Below are 20575 nucleotides of genomic sequence, written 5' to 3'. Positions count from 1 at the left end.
GTCGGTCGGTGCGGGGGCGCGCCTACGCGGTGCGCTGCGCCTCGCAGTCGGACGACTGCAGGTGCTCGGCGACGATCGCGAGCGCGGTTCCGAGTGCGGCGAACTGCTCCTCGGTCAGCAGGTCGACGAGGTGCTCGCGGACGCCCTCGACGTGCGTCGGGGCGGCGGCGACGAGCACGTCCCACCCGACATCGGTGAGGACGGCGTTGGCGCCGCGGCGGTCGGTCTCGCAGGCCTCGCGCCGCACCCAGCCGGCCTTCTCGAGCCGGTCGACCTGGTGGGACAGCCGGCTGCGGCTCGCGAGCGTGTGGTCGGCGAGCTCGCTCATGCGCAGGCGGCGCTCGGGGGCCTCGGAGAGGCGGACGAGGATCTCGTAGTCAGCCATCGACATCCCGTGCGAGGTCTGCAGCTCGCGCGAGAGCCGATCGGACAGCAGCGTCGTGGCCGCGATGTACGCGCGCCAGTGCTTCTGCTGCCCGGAGTCGAGCCAACGGGTGGTCATGCACCCAGGCTACGGCTGACGTTCAATGATTGAAAGCCGGATCATGTTGCCTGGGTCACTCCGGATCAGGCGTCGAGATCCCAGAGCCGCACGCCGCCGATGATCCCTGCGGTGTTCGCCACGATGCGGGCCTTGTGCGGCAGGTCGGCCGGGTCGAGGTGCTTGGCGTTGCCGCCGCCGACGTGGATGGTGTCGAAGAACAGGAAGCGGTCGTACGCCGTGATCGCCTCGACCACGCGCCGGGCCCAGCGCTCGTTTCCGATCTGCTTGCGGGCCACGTTGCCGAGCTGCTCCTCGAACGTGTCCCCCTTGCGGAACGGCGCGTGCCCGCCCTCGATGTGGGGGAGCAGGCGGCCGTCGAGGAACAGAGCCGTGCCGACTCCGGTGCCGAGGGTCATGACGAACTCGAAGCCCTCGCCGCTGACGACTGCGCAGCCCTGCACATCCGCGTCGTTCGCGACCTTGGTCGGCACGCCGAAGGCCTCGGTCAGGGCGCCGGCGAGGTCGAACCCGCGCCACGCGTCCTCGAGCGCCGGGTCGGTGTCGCCGTCGTACGCCGTGCGCGACAGCGACGGGATGTTGCGCACCTTGCCGTTGCGCACCAGGCCGGGGAAGCCGACCGACACCCGGTCGCGGTGACCGAGGTCCTGCGTGAGGTCGACGACGCTCGACATCAGCCGCTCCGGCGGGCAGGGGTACGGCGTCTCGACGCGCACCCGTTCGGTGAGCATCGCGCCGGCCGGGTCGAGGATCGCCGCCTTGAACCCGGAGCCGCCGACGTCGATGGCCAGCGTGCGGACGTCGGCCGGCCACTCCTGCGCGGGTGCGGTGCTCGTCATGGCAGGAAGGCTATCGACCCCGTCGGCCTCGTGGCGCACCCCGCCCGGGTGACTAGGGGAGCGTGAGGATCTCGACGCCGTCGTCGGTCACCAGCACCGTGTGCTCGAACTGCGCCGAGCGCCGGCGGTCGGCCGTCACGACCGTCCAGCCGTCGTCCCACATGTCCCACGCGTAGGTGCCGAGGTTGATCATCGGCTCGATGGTGAAGGTCATGCCGGGCTCGAGGAACGTGGTGGCACCGGGGTCGTCGAAGTGCGGCACGACGAGCCCCGAGTGGAAGGCCTCGCCGATGCCGTGGCCGGTGAAGTCGCGGACGACGCCGTAGCCGAAGCGGCGCGCGTACGACTCGATGACGCGTCCGACCACCGAGAGCTGACGGCCGGGGGCGACCGCCTTGATGCCGCGCATCGTCGCCTCGTACGTCCGCTCGACGAGCAGCCGCGACTCCTCGTCGACCTCGCCGACGAGGAACGTCGCGTTGGTGTCGCCGTGCACCCCGTGGATGAAGGCCGTGATGTCGATGTTGCAGATGTCGCCGTCGCGCAGCTCGGTGGAGTCGGGGATGCCGTGGCAGATCACCTCGTTCAGCGAGCTGCAGAGGCTCTTGGTGAACGCCGGGCCGCGCCCGCCGCCCGGATAGCCGAGGGTCGACGGGTAGGCATCGTGGTCGCAGAGGAACTCGTGGCCGATGCGGTCGAGCTCGTCCGTGGTGATGCCCGGACGGATCGCGCGACCGACCTCCTGCAGCGCCTGTGCGCCGAGCCGGCCTGCGATGCGCATCCGCTCGATGGTGTCGGAGTCCTTGACCTCGGAGCCCGTCCAGCGCTTGGCCCGCGGCTGGCCGACGTACTCGGGGCGCGGGATGTGCTGCGGCACGGGACGCATCGGGCTGATGACGCCGGGCTGGAGTGGCATGGTGGAGATTCTAGGTGGACCGCGCGGATGCGGCAGACGACGTCCGACGCGACGACGAGGAGGACCGATGACCGGCGACTGGTGGTTCAACCTGCGCACGCAGACGGTGGAGCAGGGGGAGGGCGACCCCAACTCCGAGCGGCTCGGGCCCTACGGCACGGAGGCAGAGGCGGCCGGCGTCCTCGAGCGCATGCGCAAGCGCAACGAGGCCATCGACGCGGAGGACGACGACTGATCCGGCGCGCCCGTTGCACGACGAAGCCCCCGGCACCGCGAGGCGCCGGGGGCTTCGTGACGGTCTGAAGGTCAGGCCTTCTTCGCCGCGCGCTTGGCCGGAGCCTTCTTGGCGACGGCGCGCTTGGCCGGAGCCTTCTTGGCAACAGCCTTCTTCGCCGGAGCCTTCTTGGCCGGGGCCTTCTTGGCGACGGCGCGCTTGGCCGGAGCCTTCTTGGCAACAGCCTTCTTCGCCGGAGCCTTCTTGGCAACAGCCTTCTTCGCCGGAGCCTTCTTGGCAACAGCCTTCTTGGCCGGAGCCTTCTTGGCGACGGCGCGCTTGGCCGGAGCCTTCTTGGCAACAGCCTTCTTCGCCGGAGCCTTCTTGGCGACAGCCTTCTTGGCGGGGGCCCTCTTGGCCACGGCCTTCTTCGCCGGAGCCTTCTTGGCCACGGCCTTCTTCGCGGTGGTCTTAGCAGCCGCCACGATGCCTCCCTGAGTCGTCTCTCGGCCTTGGTGCCGAAAGCCTTCGATTGAACTGTGACAGAGCGAGCCAGAAACTCCTGGCATCTTCGCGTCGTACCGACACTTCGTGTCGCGCGCATGGTATCGACGTGCGGCGTTCGACGCGATGTCTGAGAATGCTTCGCACCGTTCAGTCGTCGTCGTCGGGTGCGCGCAGCTCACGCGCCGCGCGCACCGCGGCAACGTCGACGGACGTGCGAACGTCATAGCGCCACATGGTCGGCAGCGCTGCGGCGAGCGCGAGAACGCCTGCAGCGCAAAGGATTCCACCTGACGCGATCGAGAAGCCGAGACCGCGCCACTGCGCCATCAGACTCACGCGTGCGCTTCCGAGCTGTGGGCCGATCGCATACGAGAGGAACTCGATACCGGCGAGACGTCCCCGCAGATCGTCGGGGATCGACTGGTTCCACACCAGGGATCGGAAGACGCCGCTCACCATGTCGGCAGCGCCGGCGAGTGCGAGGAAGACGAGTGCGAGCCAGAGGGTGGGCGCGAGGCCGAACGCCGCGATCGCCAGCCCGTAGAGCGATGCAGCGATCACGATCGCCTTGCCGTGGCGGTGGATGTGCGAGGTCCATCCGCTCGTGAGCGATGCCGCCGCTGCGCCGACCGACGATGCCGCGTAGAGGAGCCCGAGCGCCCAGGGCGCATCGAACTTCTCGGCCACGAACGGGAACACGGCCCACGGGAACGCGAGCACCATCGCGAGCGTGTCGACGGCGTAGGTGCCCAGCAGGTCCTTGCGCCCCCACGCGTAACGAACGCCTTCGGCGATGGCACCGATGCCGGGCGTGCCCTCGTCCTTCATCCGGCCGCGGCTCTTCAGCGACAGGAAGATGAGGAACGACAGCACGTACGAGACGGCGTCGATGCCGTAGGCGACCGCGACGCCGAGGTACGACGCGACGAGACCGCCGAGCGACGTGCCGAGGATGAAGCCGACGCTCCACCGCAGCGACATGAGCGCGGCTGCGCCGCCGAGCTGGTGGTGCGGGACCGACTGCGGGACGAGCGCGTCCACCGACGGCCGTTGCAGCGAGTCGCACGCGGCGAACAGTGCGCCGACGACGAACAGGACCCACACGTGCGGGTCGGGCAGCAGCGCGTTGGCCAGCAGGATGAGCGATCCGATGCCGAGGCACACCTCGGTCACGAGGATCATGCGGCGGCGGTCGACGTGGTCGGCGAGCGCACCGCCCCACAGCCCGAACACGAGGATCGGGATCACCTCGGCCAGGCCGAGCAGACCGACGACCACGAACGAGCCGGTGAGCTGCTGCGCCTGCAGCGGGATCGCGACGAACGTGAACATCGAGCCGAGGTACGACACGACCCCTGCGGTGAACAGCGCGCGGAAGTCGCTCGACGTGCGCAGGGGCGAGACGTCGATGCGCCATCGCCGCGGGGCAGGCTCGGCGGCAGCGTCCTCGGAGCTCACGGGCGGTCAGTCTGGAGCACGGTCGACGTCGAGCGCGCGGGTGTTTCGCGCGCTCACCAGTCGCGGGTCGCGGGCGATCCCTGGATCGCGTCGAGCGCGCCGGCGAGCCGGTCGCGCAGGCCCCGGCGTCCCGACCCTCCGCTGGGCGCGGTCCGGAGGATCTCGTCCTCGCCCACGGCGGCCGAGACGAGGTGCTGCACGGTGTCGAACGAGACCTCGGGCAGGGACAGGTCGACGTCGCCGAGGCCGAAGCCCTCGAGCGCGACGGCGAGACCGGACGGCTCGCCGGCCGCGGTGAGGCCACGCGACGGCACGATGAGCTGGTCGTGGGCGAGGCCCGCGAGGTCGCCGTCACCACCGTCGATGGTGAGCAGGGTGGCGCCGGTGCGGCGGGCGTCGGCGAGCCGTTCGAGCAGCTGCTCGGTGGGGTCGTCGGGTGCGACGACGAAGAGCGTCTCGCCGCGGCGGGCGGCCACGATGCGGTCGAGCCCGACGCTGAGGTGCTGCGGCGCGCCTGGGGGCGGTGACCAGCGGACCAGCGTCGGGGACAGGGTGGGGATCCCGGCGTACCGCGACTCGTCGTCGAGGTGCGCGGCCAGGTGCCACGGCTCGTGCGTGGGCGTGCCGACGAGCAGCAGGCCGTCGCCGTGATCGGTGGACCGGCGCAGGCTGCGCGCGAACCCGCGCGTGCGGTCGACCCAGCCGGTGCTCGATAGCACGTCGCGCAGCAGGTTCACCCTCGAGACGTCCACAGGTGCATCGTGCCGCACGTGCGCGCCGTCGTCGTGCAACGACCACCCGAGCGGCCGGTTCGCGTCCCGGACCGCAGGCCGCCCCGGACAGCACGACGCCCCGGCCGCGTGGCCGGGGCGTCGTGGTGGCGCGGTGGTGTCAGGCCTTGGGGTCGGGGCCGTACTCGTTCTCGCCGCGCGTGCCCTCCATGAGGCAGAACACGAACAGGATGATGGCGCCGATGCCGCAGACCAGCGAGAGGAACCACCACCAGCCGCTGCGACCGGTGTCGTGCAGACGGCGGACGGTCACCGCGATGCTCGGGATGACCAGGAGCAGCGCCACGGCCGTGTAGACCCAGCCGATCTGCTGGCCCTCGAGCTTGAGCCCTGCGACGTTGTCGATGACGAGCGCGATGGCCAGCACGACGATCGAGAACGCGACGAACCACCAGTACTCCGAGCGGCGTGCGCGGCCGCTGAAGGTGGCGAACTTGCTGAAGACCGAGCTGACGGCCTGCGTCGGGCCCATGGGACGGTTCCTCTCGCGTCGGACGTCGGATGACGCCCCCTCGGTCACGGAGGATGCACCGTTTCGGAGCTTGTGTCAGTCAGGCTCGCCGACTGCGCCCGGCCCACCGATCAGGTGTACGTGTGCTCCTCGGCGGGGTAGGCGCCGGAGACGACGTCGCCCGCCCAGGCCTGCGCCGCCTCGAGCAGCACGCCGTGCACGTCGGCGTACTTCTTCACGAACTTCGCGGTGCGGCCCGGCGTGAGGCCAGCCATGTCCTGCCACACGATGACCTGCGCGTCGGTGCCCGGGCCGGCGCCGATCCCGACGGTGGGGATGTGCAGCACCTGCGAGACCTGCGCGGCGAGGTCAGCCGGCACGACCTCCAGCACGACGGCGAACGCGCCGGCTGCCTGCAGCGCCTTGGCGTCCTGCAGGAGGGTGACGCCGTCCTCGCCGCGGCCCTGCACCTTGTAGCCGCCGAACGCGTGGACGGACTGCGGCGTGAGGCCGAGGTGGCCCATCACTGGGATGCCCGAGGCCACGAGCAGCTCGACCTGGGGTAGCACGCGGTGGCCGCCCTCTAGCTTCACCGCGTGGCAGCCGGTCTCCTTCATGAAGCGGCTCGCGGTCTCGAGCGCCTGCGCGGGGGAGGCCTGGTACGACCCGAAGGGGAGGTCGGCGACGACCATCGCCCGCTCGGAGCCGCGGACCACGCCGCGCACGAGGGGGATGAGCTCCTCGACCGTGACCGGCACGGTCGAGTCGTAGCCGTAGACGACCATCGCGGCGGAGTCGCCGACGAGGAGCACGGGGATGCCCGCCTCGTCGAAGACGCGCGCGGTGAGGGCGTCGTACGCCGTGATCATGGGCCACTTCTCGCCGCGCGCCTTGGCGCTCGCGAGGTCGTGGACGGAGATGCGACGTCCGCTCGGAGAACCGCCGTACAGGGGCTCCGGGACGTGCGAGGACGTGCTGGTCATGAGGACCTCCAACGACTCGAGTCCCCGTGCTGGGGTACCCGTTCAGGAGCCATGGTGGCACGTGGGTGCGCCCGCGTCATCTACCGGATCGCGTCGCGCCGCCGGTCCGATACGGTACGGTTGCGTTTCGTTATTGGTGAGGCGTGCCTCACACCGTCCGGCCGAGGGGGTCGGACCACCGCACCAGGGCCCGTCGGGGGACGCCGGCCGCAAGGAGAACCCATGTCCGACTCACGCGCCGCCCGCCGCGAGGCCGCCGCCGAGGCCCCCACCAGCGGCTGGCAGACATCGGGCGCAGGCCACCCCCGCCGCTGGGCGATCCTCGGGGTGCTCGTCACCAGCCTGCTGGTGGTCGTGCTCGACAACACGATCCTCAACATCGCCCTGCCGACGATCCAGCGCGACCTCGGCGCCGACCAGAGCGAGCTCGTGTGGGCGGTCGACTCCTACATCCTCGTGTTCGCCGCGCTGCTGTTCACGTGGGGCGTGCTCGGCGACAAGTACGGCCGCAAGCGCATCCTCATGATCGGCCTCGTCATCTTCGCCGTCGCCTCCGCGATCTGCGCGTTCGCGACGACGCCGCAGATGCTCATCCTCTTCCGCGGCGTCATGGGCATCGGCGGCGCCGCCGTCCTCCCGGTGACTCTCGCCGTCATCACCGTGGTCTTCCCGCCCCACGAGCGCGGCAAGGCCATCGGAGCCTGGGCCGGCGCGGTCGGTGCTGCCGTCGCCCTCGGCCCGGTGCTGGGCGGCCTGCTGCTCGAGCACCCGGAGTGGTTCAACGGCCTGACCGGCAACGACTGGGGCGCGGTCTTCCTCATCAACGTGCCGATCGTGATAGTCGGCCTCGTCGGGATCATCCTCGTGGTCCCCGAGACGAAGAACCCGCACCCGCAGCGCCTCGACATCCCCGGCCTGCTCATCTCGTTCACCGGTCTCGTGCTGCTGGTCTACGGCATCATCCACGCCTCGGTGACGCTCACCTTCCTCACGCCGTCGGTGTGGGTCCCGATGGTGCTGGGCATCGCGGTGCTCGCGCTGTTCATCGTGATGGAGGCGCGCAGCGACCACCGGAGCTTCGACGTCACCCTCTTCAAGAACCGCGGGTACGCCGTCAGCCTGACCGCTGTGAGCCTCGCGTTCTTCGCCCTCTCGGGCATCACGTTCACGCTGCCGTTCTTCCTGCAGTCCATCCGCGGCTACTCGACCCTGTCTGCGGGTCTCTGCTTCCTGCCGTTCGCCGTGGGCCAGATCATCGCCGCGCCCCGCAGCGCCGCCATGGTCGAGCGGTTCGGCTACAAGCGCGTCATGACCTTCGGCCTCGTCGCCGTCACGCTCGCGCTGCTCGGCGTCGCGTCGCTGTCGCTCTCGACCCCGCTGTGGCTCGTCCTGGTCATCTTCTTCGTCTTCGGCTTCGGCATGGGCAACGTGATCGCGCCCGCCTCGACCGTGATGCAGAACGCGCTCCCGCTCGCCCGCGCCGGCGCGGGCTCTGCCGTGCAGAACACGGTGCGGCAGGTGTTCGGCGCCTTCGGCGTCGCGGTCATCGGCACCGTGCTGGCGACGCAGTACGCGTCCAACGTGCAGCCGGTGCTCGCCACGCTGCCCGCCGGACTCCCGCCGGAGGCGGTCGACGCTGCCACGAACTCCGTCGGCGGCACGGTGCGCGTCCTCACCGACCTCGAGGCGAACGGCGCCCCTGCAGAGCTGGTCGCGCAGGGCAAGGCCATCGCGTTCGACGCGTTCCTCTCGGCCGCGCACGTCACGAGCCTCATCTCGATGGCGCTCGTCCTCGTCGCGGCCCTGGTCGTCTGGTTCCTGCTGCCGCCGATCACCCCGCCGCAGAAGGGCCGCACCGCCGGGCCCGGCACCCCGGGCCACGAGCACCCGCACGTGGGCGAGGCGCACACCCGCGAGGAGGCGAACGCCGAGGCGGCCGCGCTCGAGGACACGTACGCCACCGAGGCGGCCGAGGAGTACATCGCCCCGATCGCGAAGGGCGAGGCCGAGCGGCCGTGACCGTCAGCCGCACGCGTGCGCCCGGACGTCCCCGTGACGTCCGGGCCGACTCGGCGATCCTCGACGCGGCGCTCCACCTGCTCGCCGAGGTCGGGCCCACCGGTCTCTCGGTCGAGGAGGTCGCGACCCGCGCCGGCGTCAGCAAGGCCACGATCTACCGCCGGTGGCCCACCAAGGACGACCTCGTGGTGGCCTCGCTCGGTGCGCTCGTCACCGGTCTGCCGGACGACGTGCCCGAGGGCAGCGTCCGCGACGGCATCCTGTTCCTCGTCGACGCCTGGTGGCGGTCGTACGTCCAGACACCGAACGGGCTCGTCTTCCACCGTGTGATGGCGCACGCGAAGTCGAACCCGCGCCTGTTCGAGTCGTTCTACGACACCGTGATCGAGCCGCGGCGCGAGCTGTTCCGCGTCGTGCTGCGTCGCGGGATCGAGCGCGGCGAGATCCGCCCCGACGCCGACCTCGAGCTGCTCATCACGCTCATCATCGGCACGAGCGTCTACATGAACCAGGTGCGCTCGAGCGGCCGCGACCCGGCGCCGGGCGCCGGCTCGACCCAGGTCGTGGACGCGGCGCTCGCGGGCTTCCTCGCGCGCTAGTCCTGGTCGGGCACGGTCTCGCGCCACCGGTTCGTGACCGGGAGGCGGCGGTCGCGGCCGAACCCCTTGGAGGAGATCTTCGTGCCCGGCGGGTACTGCCGGCGCTTGTACTCCGCGACGTCGGTCAGCCGCAGCACCCGCTCGACGAGCGCCTGGTCGAAGCCGTCGGCCACGAGCTCGGCAGCCCCGCGGTCGTTCTCGACGTAGTCGTCGAGCAGGTCGTCGAGCACCGCGTAGTCGGGCAGCGAGTCCGAGTCGAGCTGGCCGGGGCGCAGCTCGGCCGACGGCGGCTTGTCGATGCTGCTCGGAGGGATCGGGGGGGTCTCGCCGCGCTCGAGCGCATGCTCGTTGCGCCAGCGCGCGAGCGCCCAGACGTCGACCTTGGGCACGTCCTTGATCGGCGCGTAGCCGCCGACGGCGTCGCCGTAGATCGTCGAGTAGCCGACCGAGAGCTCGCTCTTGTTCCCGGTGGCGAGCACGAGGTGGCCCTCGGCGTTGGAGATCGCCATGAGCGTGGTGCCGCGCACGCGCGCCTGCAGGTTCTCCTCGGCCAGCCCGGAGAGGTGCAGCCGGCCCTGGAACGCGTCGACCATCGGCGCGATCTCGACCGTGCGGTAGTGCAGGCCCGTCCGCTCGGCCATGTCGGCGGCGTCGCCCCGGGAGTGGTCGGAGGAGTAGACGCTCGGAAGCGAGACGCCGTGCACGTTGTCGGCACCGAGCGCATCGCACGCGATCGCGGCGACGACCGCCGAGTCGATTCCGCCGGACAGGCCGAGGGTGACCGACCGGAACCCGTTCTTGCCCACGTAGTCGCGCAGTCCGACGACCAGGGCCTGCCACACCTCGGCGTCGTCCGAGAGCCGGGGCGCGACCGACGGCGGCTCGGGGGTGTACGCCGGCAGGGGGAAGCCGATGGCCGCCGTCGACGCGCTGGTGGTGGGGTCTGCCATCGGCAGGTCGAGGTCGACGACGAGCAGCGACTCCTCGAACTGCGGCGCCCGCGCGACGAGCGCGCCGTCGGCCCCCACGACGAGCGAGTCGCCGTCGAAGACGAGCTCGTCCTGGCCGCCGACCATGTTCACGTAGGCGAGCGGGCAGCCCGCCTCGCGCGCACGGCGGGCGCACAGCTCGAGGCGCACGTCGTCCTTGTTGCGCTCGTACGGCGACCCGTTGATGACCACGAGCAGACCGGCACCGGTGTCGCGCACCTGGGCGACCGGGCCGCCGTCCTGCCAGAGGTCCTCGCAGATGGCGATCGCGACGTCGACGCCGTCCACGCGGACGACCGTCGTGGACGCTCCGGGCACGAAGTAGCGGAACTCGTCGAACACGCCGTAGTTGGGCAGGTGGTGCTTGGCGTACCGGGCCACCACGCGGCCGCCGGTGACGACGGCCGCGGCGTTCTGCGGACCGCCGCGCGGACGGCCGAGCCGGTCGTGCCCGTCGTCGATGACGTCGAGGTAGCCGACGACGACCACGAGCGAGCCGAGGCCCTCCTCGACCAGGCGGGCGGCGAGCGAGTCGAGCGCCTGGCGGCTGGCAGCCTGGAACGACGGGCGCAGGGCGAGGTCCTCCACCGGGTAGCCGGTGAGCACCATCTCGGGGAAGGCCACGAGTCGGGCTCCGGCCCCGTGCGCGTCGCGGGCACCCGCGAGCACGCGGTCGACGTTGCCGGCGAGGTCGCCGACACACGGGTTGACCTGGGCGAGGGCGAGCCGGATCTGGGGCACGGGGGAAGCCTAGGACGCCGGGGTCGCGGGGGATGGGGCGAGCCGACACACGCACGTGACGTGCGGTGGTCCAAGATGGGCCGCATGGACAAGCAGACCGAGTTCGTGCTCCGCACCATCGAGGAGCGCGACATCCGCTTCGTGCGGCTCTGGTTCACCGACGTGCTCGGCATGCTCAAGTCGGTGGCGGTCGCCCCGGCCGAGCTCGAGGGCGCCTTCTCCGAGGGCATCGGGTTCGACGGCTCGGCCATCGAGGGCTTCGCGCGCGTGTTCGAGTCGGACATGCTGGCCAAGCCCGACCCGAGCACCTTCCAGGTGCTCCCGTGGCGCGGCGAGAGCCCCGGCGTCGGCCGCATGTTCTGCGACATCCTCATGCCCGACGGCAGCCCGTCGTACGCCGACCCGCGGCACGTGCTCAAGCGGCAGCTCGCCAAGGCCGCCGAGCTCGGCTTCACGTTCTACACGCACCCCGAGATCGAGTTCTTCCTGCTCGAGCAGGGCTTCGCCAAGGGCGAGGTGCCGACGCCGATCGACCAGGTGGGCTACTTCGACCACACGCCGCACGGCCTCGGCTACGACTTCCGCCGTCAGGCCATCACGATGCTCGAGGCGATGGGCATCTCGGTGGAGTTCAGCCACCACGAGGGCGCGCCCGGGCAGCAGGAGATCGACCTGCGCTACGCGGACGCGCTCACCACCGCCGACAACATCATGACCTTCCGGCTGGTCGTGAAGGAGGTCGCGCTCGAGCAGGGCGTGTACGCCACCTTCATGCCGAAGCCGTTCGCCGACCACCCGGGCTCCGGCATGCACACGCACCTGTCGCTGTTCGAGGGCGACCGCAACGCGTTCTACGAGGCGGGTGCGGAGTACTCGCTGTCCAAGGTCGGGCGCAGCTTCATCGCCGGCCTGCTGCGGCACGCGCCGGAGATCACGGCGGTGACCAACCAGTGGGTCAACTCCTACAAGCGCCTCGGCGGCGGCGGCGAGGCTCCGGCGTACGTGTGCTGGGGCCACAACAACCGCAGCGCCCTCGTCCGCGTGCCGATGTACAAGCCGAGCAAGGGCAACTCGACGCGGGTGGAGTTCCGGTCGATCGACACCGCGGCCAACCCGTACCTCTCGTTCGCGGTCATGCTCGCCGCCGGCCTCAAGGGCATCGAGCAGGGCTACGAGCTGCCCCCGGGCGCCGAGGACGACGTCTGGGCGCTGACCGAGGCGGAGCGCCGCGCGCTCGGCATCGAGCCGCTCCCCACGTCGCTCGGCCAGGCGCTCACGGTGATGGAGCGCAGCGAGCTCGTCGCCGAGACCCTCGGCGAGCACGTCTACGACCACTTCCTGCGCAACAAGCGCCAGGAGTGGGCGGACTACCGTCGTCAGGTCACACCGTTCGAGCTCGCGCGCTACCTGCCCGTCCTCTAGCCCGACCCGTCCGCACGCGAACACCGTCCCGCACAGAATCAGGCCCCGATGACCTCCCAGACCATCGAGGGCGCAGCCGCGCCGGCACGCCTCCTCGTCATCCAGAACGACCCGACCGACCCGGTCGGGCTGCTCGGCACCTGGTGGGACGAGCACGGCATCGGCTACGACGTCGTGCGCGCCGACCTCGGCGAGCCCGTGCCGCGCGAGCTCCCCGCGGGCTACCACGGCGTGGTGCTGCTCGGCGGCGAGATGGCCGCGTGGGAGGACGAGCGCGCACCGTGGCTGCCCGACGAGCGGGCCCTGATCCTCAGCTCGGTCGAGTCGTCCGCGCCGCTCCTCGGCGTCTGCCTCGGAGGCCAGCTCATGACCCTCGCCGCAGGCGGCGTCGTGGACCGCGCCCCCGTGGCGGAGGTCGGCATCTACGAGATCGACCTGCTGCCCGAGGCGCAGGGCGACCCGCTGTTCTCCGTTCTCCCGCAGGGCATCCCCGTCGCGCAGTACCACCAGGACGCCATGCTCGAGGTGCCCGAGGGGGCCGTCGTGCTGGCCTCGACCCCGACCTGCCCCGTGCAGGCCTACCGCCTCGGCAGAAGCGCCTGGGCGATCCAGTTCCACCCCGAGGTCGACGCCGAGATCCTCGCCTCCTGGTTCCCGGACGACCCCGAGCCGGTCGAGAAGGCCGGCGCGAGCGTGGAGAAGGTCATGCAGGACGTCGTGGACCGCGAGCAGGAGATGCTCGACGGGTGGCGTCCGTTCGCGGTGGCCTTCGCCGAGGTCGTCCGCGCGTCGGCCGGCAGTCCGCGGCCCTGATGACCCTCGACGGCGCGGCCGAGGGACGGTCGGGCAGCCTGCAGGGCCGCCTCGCCCGCCTCGGCTTCGCCGACGCCGCCCTCGCGGTCCGGCTGCTGTCCGACCCGGGCCTCGTCGGCCTCGGCACCGACGCGGTCGTCGACCTCTCGCTGGCAGCCGACCCCGACCTCGCCCTCGCGACGCTCTCGCGCATCGCCGAGACGGGCGACCCCGCCGCCCGCGCCCTCGTCGCCGAGCTCGACGAGGACGAGGAGTCGCGCCGCCGGGTCCTCACCGTGCTCGGCGCGTCGGTCGCTCTCGGCGACCACCTGGTGCGCCACCCGGGCGACTGGACCGTGCTGCGGGCGCACGACGAGGGCGCGCCCGACTTCGCGCCCGTCGACGTCGTGCGATCCGAGCTGCTGCGCGCGGTGGGGGCCGACCCCCGCGCCACGCCGCCGGTCGCCTCCGGCTCGGGCACCGAGGTGCTGTCGGCGCTGCGGGTCGCCTACCGGCGGCGCCTGCTCGCGATCGCCGCCGCGGACCTCGCCGACGGCGCCGCCTTCGTCGAGGTGTCCGCTGCGCTCGCCGACCTCGCCGACGGCACGCTCGAGGCCGCGCTCGCGATCGCGCGGTCCGAGCACCCGGACGCGTCCGACCTCGTGCGCATCGCCGTGCTCGCGCTCGGCAAGTGCGGCGGGCACGAGCTCAACTACATCTCCGACGTCGACGTCGTGTACGTCGTCGAGCCGCGCGACGGCGTCGACGAGACCGAGGCCATCCGCGCCGGCACCCGGCTCGCGCAGTCGCTCATGCGCGCGTGCAACGCACCCACTCCCGAGGGATCGATCTGGGAGGTCGACCCCAACCTCCGGCCCGAGGGCAAGTCCGGCGCGCTCGTGCGCACGCTGGCGTCGTACGACGGCTACTACCGGCGCTGGGCCTCGACGTGGGAGTTCCAGGCGCTGCTCAAGGCACGCCCCGCCGCCGGTGATCTCGACCTCGGGGCAGCCTTCGTCGATCTCGTGACGCCGTTCGTGTGGAGCGCGGCCGACCGGCCGAACTTCGTCGAGGACGTGCAGGCGATGCGTCGCCGCGTCGAGGAGAACGTGCCGGCCAAGGACGCCGACCGGCAGCTCAAGCTCGGCTCCGGGGGGCTGCGCGACGTCGAGTTCTCCGTGCAGCTGCTGCAGCTCGTGCACGGGCGCAGCGACGTGATGCTCCACAGCAGCACCACGATGACTGCGCTGGAGTCGCTCGCCACGTGGGGGTACGTCGGACGCGAGGACGCGTCGAACCTCGCGCAGTCGTACGCCTTCCTGCGGACGCTCGAGCACCGGATCCAGCTGCACCGGCTGAGGCGCACCCACGTGGTGCCCGACTCCGACGTCGCGCTGCGGCACATCGCGCGGTCGATGGGGATGCGCACCGATCCCGTCGCCGAGCTGAACGACGCGTGGAAGAAGCACCGGCGCGAGGTCCGTCGGCTGCACGAGAAGCTGTTCTACCGGCCGCTGCTCAACGCCGTGGCGCGCCTCGACGCGGGCGAGGCGCGGCTCACCCACGAGGCTGCGCGGCAGCGGCTCGAGGCGCTCGGCTACGTCGACCCCGCGGGCGCGCTGCGCAACCTCGAGGCGCTGACCTCGGGCGTCACGCGCCGCGCCGCCATCCAGCGGACTCTGCTGCCCGTGATGCTCGGCTGGTTCGCGGGTGCACCCAACCCGGACGCGGGCCTGCTCGCCTTCCGACGCATGAGCGACTCGTTGGGCTCGACCCCGTGGTACCTGCGCCTGCTGCGCGACGAGTCGCTCGCCGCGCAGAGGCTCGCGACGATCCTCGCCTCGAGCCGCTACGCGTCCGACCTGCTCATGCGGGCCCCCGAGGGCGTCACGATGCTCGCCGATGACGACGAGCTGGTTCCGCGGACCCGCGAGGCCCTCGATGCCGAGGCGCTGGCCGCCGCGCGGCGCTACGAGGACCCCGAGGTAGCGGTGGCGGCCGTGCGCGCGCTGCGTCGGCGCGAGCTGTTCCGCACGGCCGTGGCCGAGCTGCTCGGCCTGGCGCAGGTCGACGATGCCGGCGTCGCGCTGTCGGCGATCGCAGGGGCGACCATCACCGGCGCGCTCGAGATCGCCGAGCGCGCCGTCACCGCCGAGAGAGGGAGCGCGCTGCCGACCCGTTTCCTGGTCGTGGCGATGGGGCGCTTCGGGGGCGGCGAGCTCGGCTTCGCCAGCGACGCCGACGTCCTGTTCGTGCACGACCCGCTCCCCGGGGCGGACGACCGCGACGCCCACGAGGCTGCGCTCGCCGTGGCCGCCGAGCTGCGGCGCCTGCTCATGATCCCCACGCCCGACCCGGCGCTCGAGGTCGACGCCTCGCTGCGGCCCGAGGGACGCAACGGCCCGCTGGTGCGCACCATCGCGTCGTACGCCTCGTACTACGAGAAGTGGTCCTCTGCCTGGGAGGCGCAGGCGCTGCTGCGCGCCGAGCCCGTAGCCGGCGACGACGCGCTCGGCCGCGAGTTCGTGGCGATCATCGACCCGCTGCGCTACCCCGAGGGTGGCATCGGCGAGAGCGACGTCCGCGAGATCCGGCGGCTCAAGGCGCGGATGGAGGCCGAGCGGCTCCCGCGCGGTGCCGACCCCGGCCTGCACACCAAGCTCGGTCGCGGTGGCCTCTCGGACGTCGAGTGGGTGGCCCAGCTCATCACCCTGCAGCACGGGCACGCGGTGCCCGCGCTGCGGACGACCCGCACGGTTCCCGCGCTCGACGGCGCGGTCGCCGCGGGCCTGCTCGAGGCCGAGGATGCGGAGCACCTCGCGTCCGCCTGGCGGATGGCGACGAGGGTGCGCGACGCCGTGATGCTGGTCAAGGGCCGAGCGAGCGACATGGTGCCTACCGACACGCGCGACCTGGCCGCTGTGTCGCAGGTGCTCGGATACCCTCCCGGCGAGAGCGGAGCGCTGCTGGACGACTACCGGCGGATCACGCGACGTGCACGGGGGGTCGTGGAGAGGGTGTTCTACGCGTGAGCTCTGCCGACGTGGGTCGGACTGGTGAGCGTCAGCGCGCAGGTCTGCGTGAGGTGCTCGCCGTCCGCGAGTTCCGTGGTCTCGTGGCCGCCCAGGTGGCGAGCGAGGCCGGCGACCAGATCGCGCGGGTCGCGCTGGCCCTGCTGGTGCTGTCCGACACCGGCTCCGCGCTGCTCGCCGCTGCCACGTTCGCGGTCTCGTTCGTGCCCACGTTCCTCGGGGGCGCCCTCCTCGGCTCGCTCGCCGACCGCTTCAGCCGCAAGTCGCTCATGCTGCTCGCCGACGTCGCACGCGCGATCACCATCGGTGTGCTCGCGCTCATGGCCGGCACCAGCGCCCCGCTCTGGGTCCTGTTCGCGCTGCTCTTCGTGGCCGAGCTGTTCACGCCGTTGTTCGAGTCGGCGCGGGCGGCGTCCATCCCGGACGTGCTCGGGAGCCCGCGGCTCGTCACGGCCGGTACGGGCCTGACGCGCTCGCTGCACCTCGCGAACCAGGCCATCGGCCTCGTGCTCGGCGGCATCGTCGTGCAGCTCAGCAGCCCGCAGGCCGCGCTGTTCGTGGATGCGATCTCGTTCATCGTGTCGTACGCGCTGCTCGCGGCGTTCCTGCGCAACCGGCCCGCGATGCTCGACGCCACCGAGTCGGTGCGCCAGCTCTTCACCGACCTCGCCGACGGCTGGCGGATGCTGATGGCCGACAGGTCGCGCCGCGCGCTGATCCTGCTCGGCTGGGGCATGGCCGCCTCGCTCGTGGCGCCCGAGGCCGTCGCCCTGGCCTACGTGCGCGACGCCGGCGAGCTCGATGCCTGGGGCGGTGTGCTCATGGCGTCGGTCATCACGGGGGCGGCGCTCGGGTCGATCCTGGTCGGACGCCGTACCCCGCGCGACCAGCTCGACCTCGTGCTGCCGCTCGCCATCACGGTGTGCCTGCCCCTGCTCCTCACCGGCATCGAGCCGCCGATCGTCCTGCTGGTCGTGCTGTGGTTCGTCTCCGGCGTCGCGCAGGCCTTCCTCGTGCCGGTCATGTCGTTCACCACGCTGCTCACGAAGAACGAGCACCGCGGACGCGTCGTCGGCATCGCCAGCGCGGGGTTCGCCGCCGTCACCGCGCTGGGCTACCTCGTGACCGGATTCATCGCCGACCGCACCAGCCCGGCGTTCGCCGTCACCGTCATGGCCGCGATCGGGCTCCTGGTGGTCAGCATCGGTTTCGTGCGCTGGCCCTCGACGAGGCTGCGCTCCGACGTCCGCGAGCTGGAGCTCGCCGGTCACTAGAGCGCCGCTCGCTCCGTCCGCCCTCAGAGCCGCAGGACGGCGGCCACCGTCAGATAGGCCGCGGCGACGCCTCGGGGTCGTGCAGGTCGTCGGTGTGCTCGGCGGCCTCGCGGGCGCTGGTCGAGGCCGAGCTCGGGTCGCGCCAGCTCCACAGCCTCAGCCGTCGTCATGAGCGGCTCGTGCGTCTCGCCCGTCAGCTGCCGAGGTAGTCGACGACCCGTGCGGCGTCGATGCGCAGCGCCTGCTCGACGGGGCTGCTCAGCCGGTGGCCGTCGCGCACCGTCCAGGTGAGCCGGCCGCCCGCGAGGCCCCACACCGCGACCGCGACACCGTCCACCAGCGCGACCGGGCGGAAGAGGCCGTTGCTCGTCACCACGCCCTCCTCGTCGTCGCCCACGACGAGGGCGCGCGACTTCCACCCGTGCAGCAGGGGGTCGAACGGCCCGAGCAGCACGGGATCGGGGACGGCTGGCGCATCGTCGTCGGCGTGCAGCGAGACGAGCCCGTCGCCATGGTCGACCAGGCCGCGCACGCCTGCGAGCCCGCGTCGCGCGTCGCGGAGGGGGAGGCCGGTCCAGTACGCGAGGTCGTGGTCGCGCGCCGGCCCGTGCCCGGCCAGGTAGCGACGCGCGAGCTCGGCGAGGGCGACGTCCCTCTCGGGCAGCGGGGGCCGCGGGCCGAGCCACGACTCGGGGTCGACGAAGGCCTGCTCGCCGTCGACCACCGGGCCGCGCAGGGCGAGCCCTGCGAACGACGCGGCCCCGAGGACGTGCACGAGGGCCTGGCCGGCGGTGCGCACACCTGCCGCGTCGAGGACGTCGCGCAGCTGCGCGCGGGTGTGCGGCCCGTCCTCGCGGAGGGTCGTCGTCACCAGCGCGACCGCGCGCTCGGCCATGGCCGCGTCGACGCCCTCCTGCGCGAGCCGTCGGTTGCCCGCCGTCGTCAGCCGGGGCGTGGTCAGCATGTGCAGCCAGGCGTGGTCCTCGCTGCGCACGAGGTGCAGGGTGCCGCGGTTCAGCCAGTCGACGACGAGGCTGCGGTCGTGGGTGAGCGCGTGGTCGACCGCCGAGGCGCCGGCGACGCTGGACCGGGCGCGCACGGCGAGCCGGAAGCCGCGGCCGTCCTGCGCCTGGACGGCGAGGAGGCGCTCGACGACGTCGACCGGGTCGGTCGCCGCGCGGCTGGTCAGCAGCTGCGCGCGCAGGCGGGCGACGAGCAGGGGATCGGCACGCCCGGACGCGGTCACCGGGTCGGGGGCCATGCGCCGATCCCACCACAGCGGACACTGCCCGTCGCGGACCGTGTCGGGTCAAGTCACCACGCGGTACGTCGGCATCGCGGGGACGGCGCGCTGCAGCAGCACGGCGGGGCGTGACGCCTCGCCAGGCACGTCGATGTGCCCGCGGGAGAGGAACGACCAGCCCACGCGCAGGTAGAGGCCGTGCGCGGGGGAGCCGGGCAGGCAGCGCAGCCAGAGCCGATCGGCCCCGAGGTCGGAGGCCGCGCGCATCCGCGCCGACGTCAGGGCCCGTGAGGCGGCGCCGCCTCGGTGCTCGGGATGGACCGCGAGCCGGCACGACTCCATCCAGTGCACGCGTCGGTCGCCGCGCGCGGACTGGGGCGGGGCGGCGGCGCTCAGCCCCGCCACGCCGACGATGACCCGGTCGGCGTTCTCGACCACGAGGCACGCGGCCAGCGGTTTGCGGAAGAACCACTCGGCGAGGTCGGGTGTCGTCGCGCTGCCGACCGCAGCCGGGTACGTCGGATCGCTCGCGCGGCAGGCGGCGTACACGTCGAGGATGGCGGTCAGGTCGGAGTCCTGGGCCGGTCGCGCCAGCGGGGCGGGGGCGACCAGCGGCTGCGTCAGCACGCTCACGCGCGTAGACCAGCGGCGGATTCGGTCATCGGGATCGTGTTCTGCCGACGCGTCGGTGAACGTCCGGTGACGACCCGTGGGTGCCGTGCTGCCGGTGCGTACGCGTCCTGTGCCGGAGCGCGTGGCTAGGGTGCGTGGGGACGAGGGGGAGGCCGTGTGAGGTCGACGACGCGATCGCTCGCGGTCGTGCGCGACCGCCTTCCCCGCCGTGCCCGCACGGCGCTGCACGCGGTGGTCGACGCACGTGCCGGGCTCTGGCCCACTGCGCGGGCGTACCGCACGCTCGCCTCGCTCGCCGGGCCCGAACCGCAGGGCTTCCACGACAAGCTGCTGTTCCGGCTCGCCCACGACCGACGTCCGATCCTCACGACGCTGGCCGACCGCGTCGCGGTGCGCGAGGTGGTGACCGAGAGGGTGGGGGCCGACCGGCTCCCGACGCTGTACGGCGTGTGGGACGCCGCCGGCGCCGTGCCCTGGGCGGAGCTGCCGCGCGAGGTCGCCGTCAAGGCCACCCACGGGTCGGGCGGTGCGGTTCTGGTGAGCGACCGGTTCGCGCGCGGCGTGGAGCTGCCGAGCCGGCCCCGGAGCGTGCTGTGGAGCAGGTACCGCATCCACCCCGACGACCTCGACGTCGCGCGGGCGACGGGGCTGCTCCGCTGGTGGCTCACGCTCGGCTTCGAGCACGGCCCGAACCGCTACCCCGAGTGGGCCTACCGCGACGTGCCGCACCGCGTGCTCGCGGAGGAGCTGCTCGGCACGGCGCAGGTCCCTGCGCGCGAGTACAAGCTCTTCGTGGCCGACGGCGTCGTGCGTGCGATCGAGGTGCTCGACCCCGACGGTCTGGGCCCGGGCGTGCTGCGCGACCGCGACTGGAGGCCGCTGCTCCGTTCCACGGATGCGGGTAAGCCGGATGGTGAGGGCGCCGCGCCTTCGACGTCGGGGGAGATGGTCGCGCTCGCCGAGGAGCTCGCGGCAGGCATGGACATGCTGCGGGTCGACCTCTACGACGTCGACGGCCGCGTGCTCGTGGGCGAGCTGACCAGCACGCCGTCAGGGGGTCGGCGCATCTTCCAACCCGACACGCTCGACCTGCTGCTGGGCGAGCACTGGACGCTGCCCCCCGAGGTGCTCGCGAACGCAGTCGCCACCTCCTGACGTCCCGGCTCCGGG

Annotated in this window: 19 protein-coding genes; 8 read left to right on the top strand and 11 right to left on the bottom strand. The window is 72.3% G+C overall.

What is annotated here, in order from left to right:
* Positions 1-22: 22 nt before the first annotated feature.
* The 3 genes from ACFQGU_RS13645 to map all read right to left on the bottom strand — a co-directional run bounded on the left by ACFQGU_RS13645 (position 23) and on the right by map (position 2257).
* Positions 23-502: a MarR family winged helix-turn-helix transcriptional regulator gene (locus ACFQGU_RS13645; RefSeq protein ID WP_386767555.1), complete on the bottom strand. Its 480-nt coding sequence runs from the start codon at positions 500-502 to the stop codon at positions 23-25.
* Positions 503-567: 65 nt separating this feature from the next.
* Positions 568-1341, bottom strand: a complete 774-nt coding sequence (locus tag ACFQGU_RS13640; RefSeq protein WP_386767553.1) for an ROK family protein — start codon at positions 1339-1341, stop codon at positions 568-570.
* Between the two features lie 52 nt (positions 1342-1393).
* Positions 1394-2257 (bottom strand): type I methionyl aminopeptidase, encoded by an 864-nt coding sequence (gene map, locus ACFQGU_RS13635; protein WP_386767551.1) that lies wholly within the window; start codon positions 2255-2257, stop codon positions 1394-1396.
* Positions 2258-2324: 67 nt separating this feature from the next.
* Between map and ACFQGU_RS13630 the strand changes: the two genes are divergently transcribed.
* On the top strand, positions 2325-2492 hold the full coding sequence (locus ACFQGU_RS13630) for a hypothetical protein (RefSeq protein WP_386767549.1): 168 nt from the start codon (positions 2325-2327) through the stop codon (positions 2490-2492).
* A 71-nt stretch (positions 2493-2563) separates the two neighbouring features.
* Here the strand turns inward: ACFQGU_RS13630 and ACFQGU_RS13625 are convergent, their stop codons facing one another.
* The 5 genes from ACFQGU_RS13625 to panB form a co-directional block, all read right to left on the bottom strand.
* A complete protein-coding gene (locus ACFQGU_RS13625) occupies positions 2564-2956 on the bottom strand; it encodes a hypothetical protein (RefSeq protein WP_386767548.1) in 393 nt (130 codons plus the stop codon).
* A gap of 169 nt (positions 2957-3125) precedes the next feature.
* Positions 3126-4436, bottom strand: a complete 1311-nt coding sequence (locus tag ACFQGU_RS13620) for an MFS transporter (RefSeq protein WP_386767546.1) — start codon at positions 4434-4436, stop codon at positions 3126-3128.
* 53 nt (positions 4437-4489) lie between these two features.
* Positions 4490-5188 carry a hypothetical protein gene (locus tag ACFQGU_RS13615; RefSeq protein ID WP_386767544.1) on the bottom strand — a complete coding sequence of 233 codons (699 nt, stop codon included), beginning with the start codon at positions 5186-5188 and terminating at the stop codon, positions 4490-4492.
* 139 nt (positions 5189-5327) lie between these two features.
* Entirely contained in the window at positions 5328-5699 is a 372-nt protein-coding gene (locus tag ACFQGU_RS13610; RefSeq protein ID WP_386767542.1) for a DUF805 domain-containing protein, read from the bottom strand.
* A gap of 110 nt (positions 5700-5809) precedes the next feature.
* Entirely contained in the window at positions 5810-6661 is an 852-nt protein-coding gene (gene panB / locus ACFQGU_RS13605; RefSeq protein WP_386767540.1) for a 3-methyl-2-oxobutanoate hydroxymethyltransferase, read from the bottom strand.
* A gap of 222 nt (positions 6662-6883) precedes the next feature.
* Between panB and ACFQGU_RS13600 the strand changes: the two genes are divergently transcribed.
* Both ACFQGU_RS13600 and ACFQGU_RS13595 read left to right on the top strand, forming a co-directional pair.
* Positions 6884-8680, top strand: coding sequence for an MFS transporter (locus tag ACFQGU_RS13600; RefSeq protein ID WP_386767538.1), 1797 nt, complete (start codon positions 6884-6886; stop codon positions 8678-8680).
* Positions 8677-9279, top strand: a complete 603-nt coding sequence (locus ACFQGU_RS13595) for a TetR/AcrR family transcriptional regulator (protein WP_386767537.1) — start codon at positions 8677-8679, stop codon at positions 9277-9279. The genes ACFQGU_RS13600 and ACFQGU_RS13595 overlap by 4 nt, the downstream gene beginning before the upstream one ends.
* Here ACFQGU_RS13595 and ACFQGU_RS13590 read toward each other — a convergent pair.
* Entirely contained in the window at positions 9276-11009 is a 1734-nt protein-coding gene (locus tag ACFQGU_RS13590) for an NAD+ synthase (RefSeq protein ID WP_386767535.1), read from the bottom strand. The genes ACFQGU_RS13595 and ACFQGU_RS13590 overlap by 4 nt on opposite strands.
* An 84-nt stretch (positions 11010-11093) precedes the next feature.
* Here ACFQGU_RS13590 and ACFQGU_RS13585 point away from each other — a divergent pair, with 84 nt between their 5' ends.
* The 4 genes from ACFQGU_RS13585 to ACFQGU_RS13570 are packed head-to-tail and all read left to right on the top strand — an operon-like array spanning position 11094 to position 17529.
* A complete protein-coding gene (locus ACFQGU_RS13585) occupies positions 11094-12431 on the top strand; it encodes a glutamine synthetase family protein (protein ID WP_386767533.1) in 1338 nt (445 codons plus the stop codon).
* Positions 12432-12479: 48 nt separating this feature from the next.
* Positions 12480-13244, top strand: a complete 765-nt coding sequence (locus ACFQGU_RS13580) for a type 1 glutamine amidotransferase (protein ID WP_386767531.1) — start codon at positions 12480-12482, stop codon at positions 13242-13244.
* Entirely contained in the window at positions 13244-16255 is a 3012-nt protein-coding gene (locus ACFQGU_RS13575) for a bifunctional [glutamine synthetase] adenylyltransferase/[glutamine synthetase]-adenylyl-L-tyrosine phosphorylase (protein WP_386767529.1), read from the top strand. Before ACFQGU_RS13580 ends, ACFQGU_RS13575 begins: the two co-directional genes overlap by 1 nt.
* Positions 16252-17529 carry an MFS transporter gene (locus tag ACFQGU_RS13570; RefSeq protein WP_386767527.1) on the top strand — a complete coding sequence of 426 codons (1278 nt, stop codon included), beginning with the start codon at positions 16252-16254 and terminating at the stop codon, positions 17527-17529. Before ACFQGU_RS13575 ends, ACFQGU_RS13570 begins: the two co-directional genes overlap by 4 nt.
* 193 nt (positions 17530-17722) lie before the next feature.
* Here ACFQGU_RS13570 and ACFQGU_RS13565 read toward each other — a convergent pair whose 3' ends face one another.
* Positions 17723-18790, bottom strand: a complete 1068-nt coding sequence (locus tag ACFQGU_RS13565; RefSeq protein ID WP_386767525.1) for a winged helix DNA-binding domain-containing protein — start codon at positions 18788-18790, stop codon at positions 17723-17725.
* Positions 18791-18838: 48 nt separating this feature from the next.
* Entirely contained in the window at positions 18839-19405 is a 567-nt protein-coding gene (locus ACFQGU_RS13560; protein WP_386767523.1) for a GNAT family N-acetyltransferase, read from the bottom strand.
* Positions 19406-19561: 156 nt separating this feature from the next.
* Between ACFQGU_RS13560 and ACFQGU_RS13555 the strand changes: the two genes are divergently transcribed.
* On the top strand, positions 19562-20560 hold the full coding sequence (locus ACFQGU_RS13555) for an ATP-grasp fold amidoligase family protein (RefSeq protein WP_386767521.1): 999 nt from the start codon (positions 19562-19564) through the stop codon (positions 20558-20560).
* The last annotated feature ends 15 nt before the right edge of the window (positions 20561-20575 follow it).

The organism is Longivirga aurantiaca, from assembly GCF_042660085.1.
Classification (GTDB): Bacteria; Actinomycetota; Actinomycetes; order S36-B12; family CAIYMF01; genus Longivirga; species Longivirga aurantiaca.
Note: the sequence above shows the minus strand (reverse complement) of the source record. Positions and strands in the feature narration are given on the sequence as shown.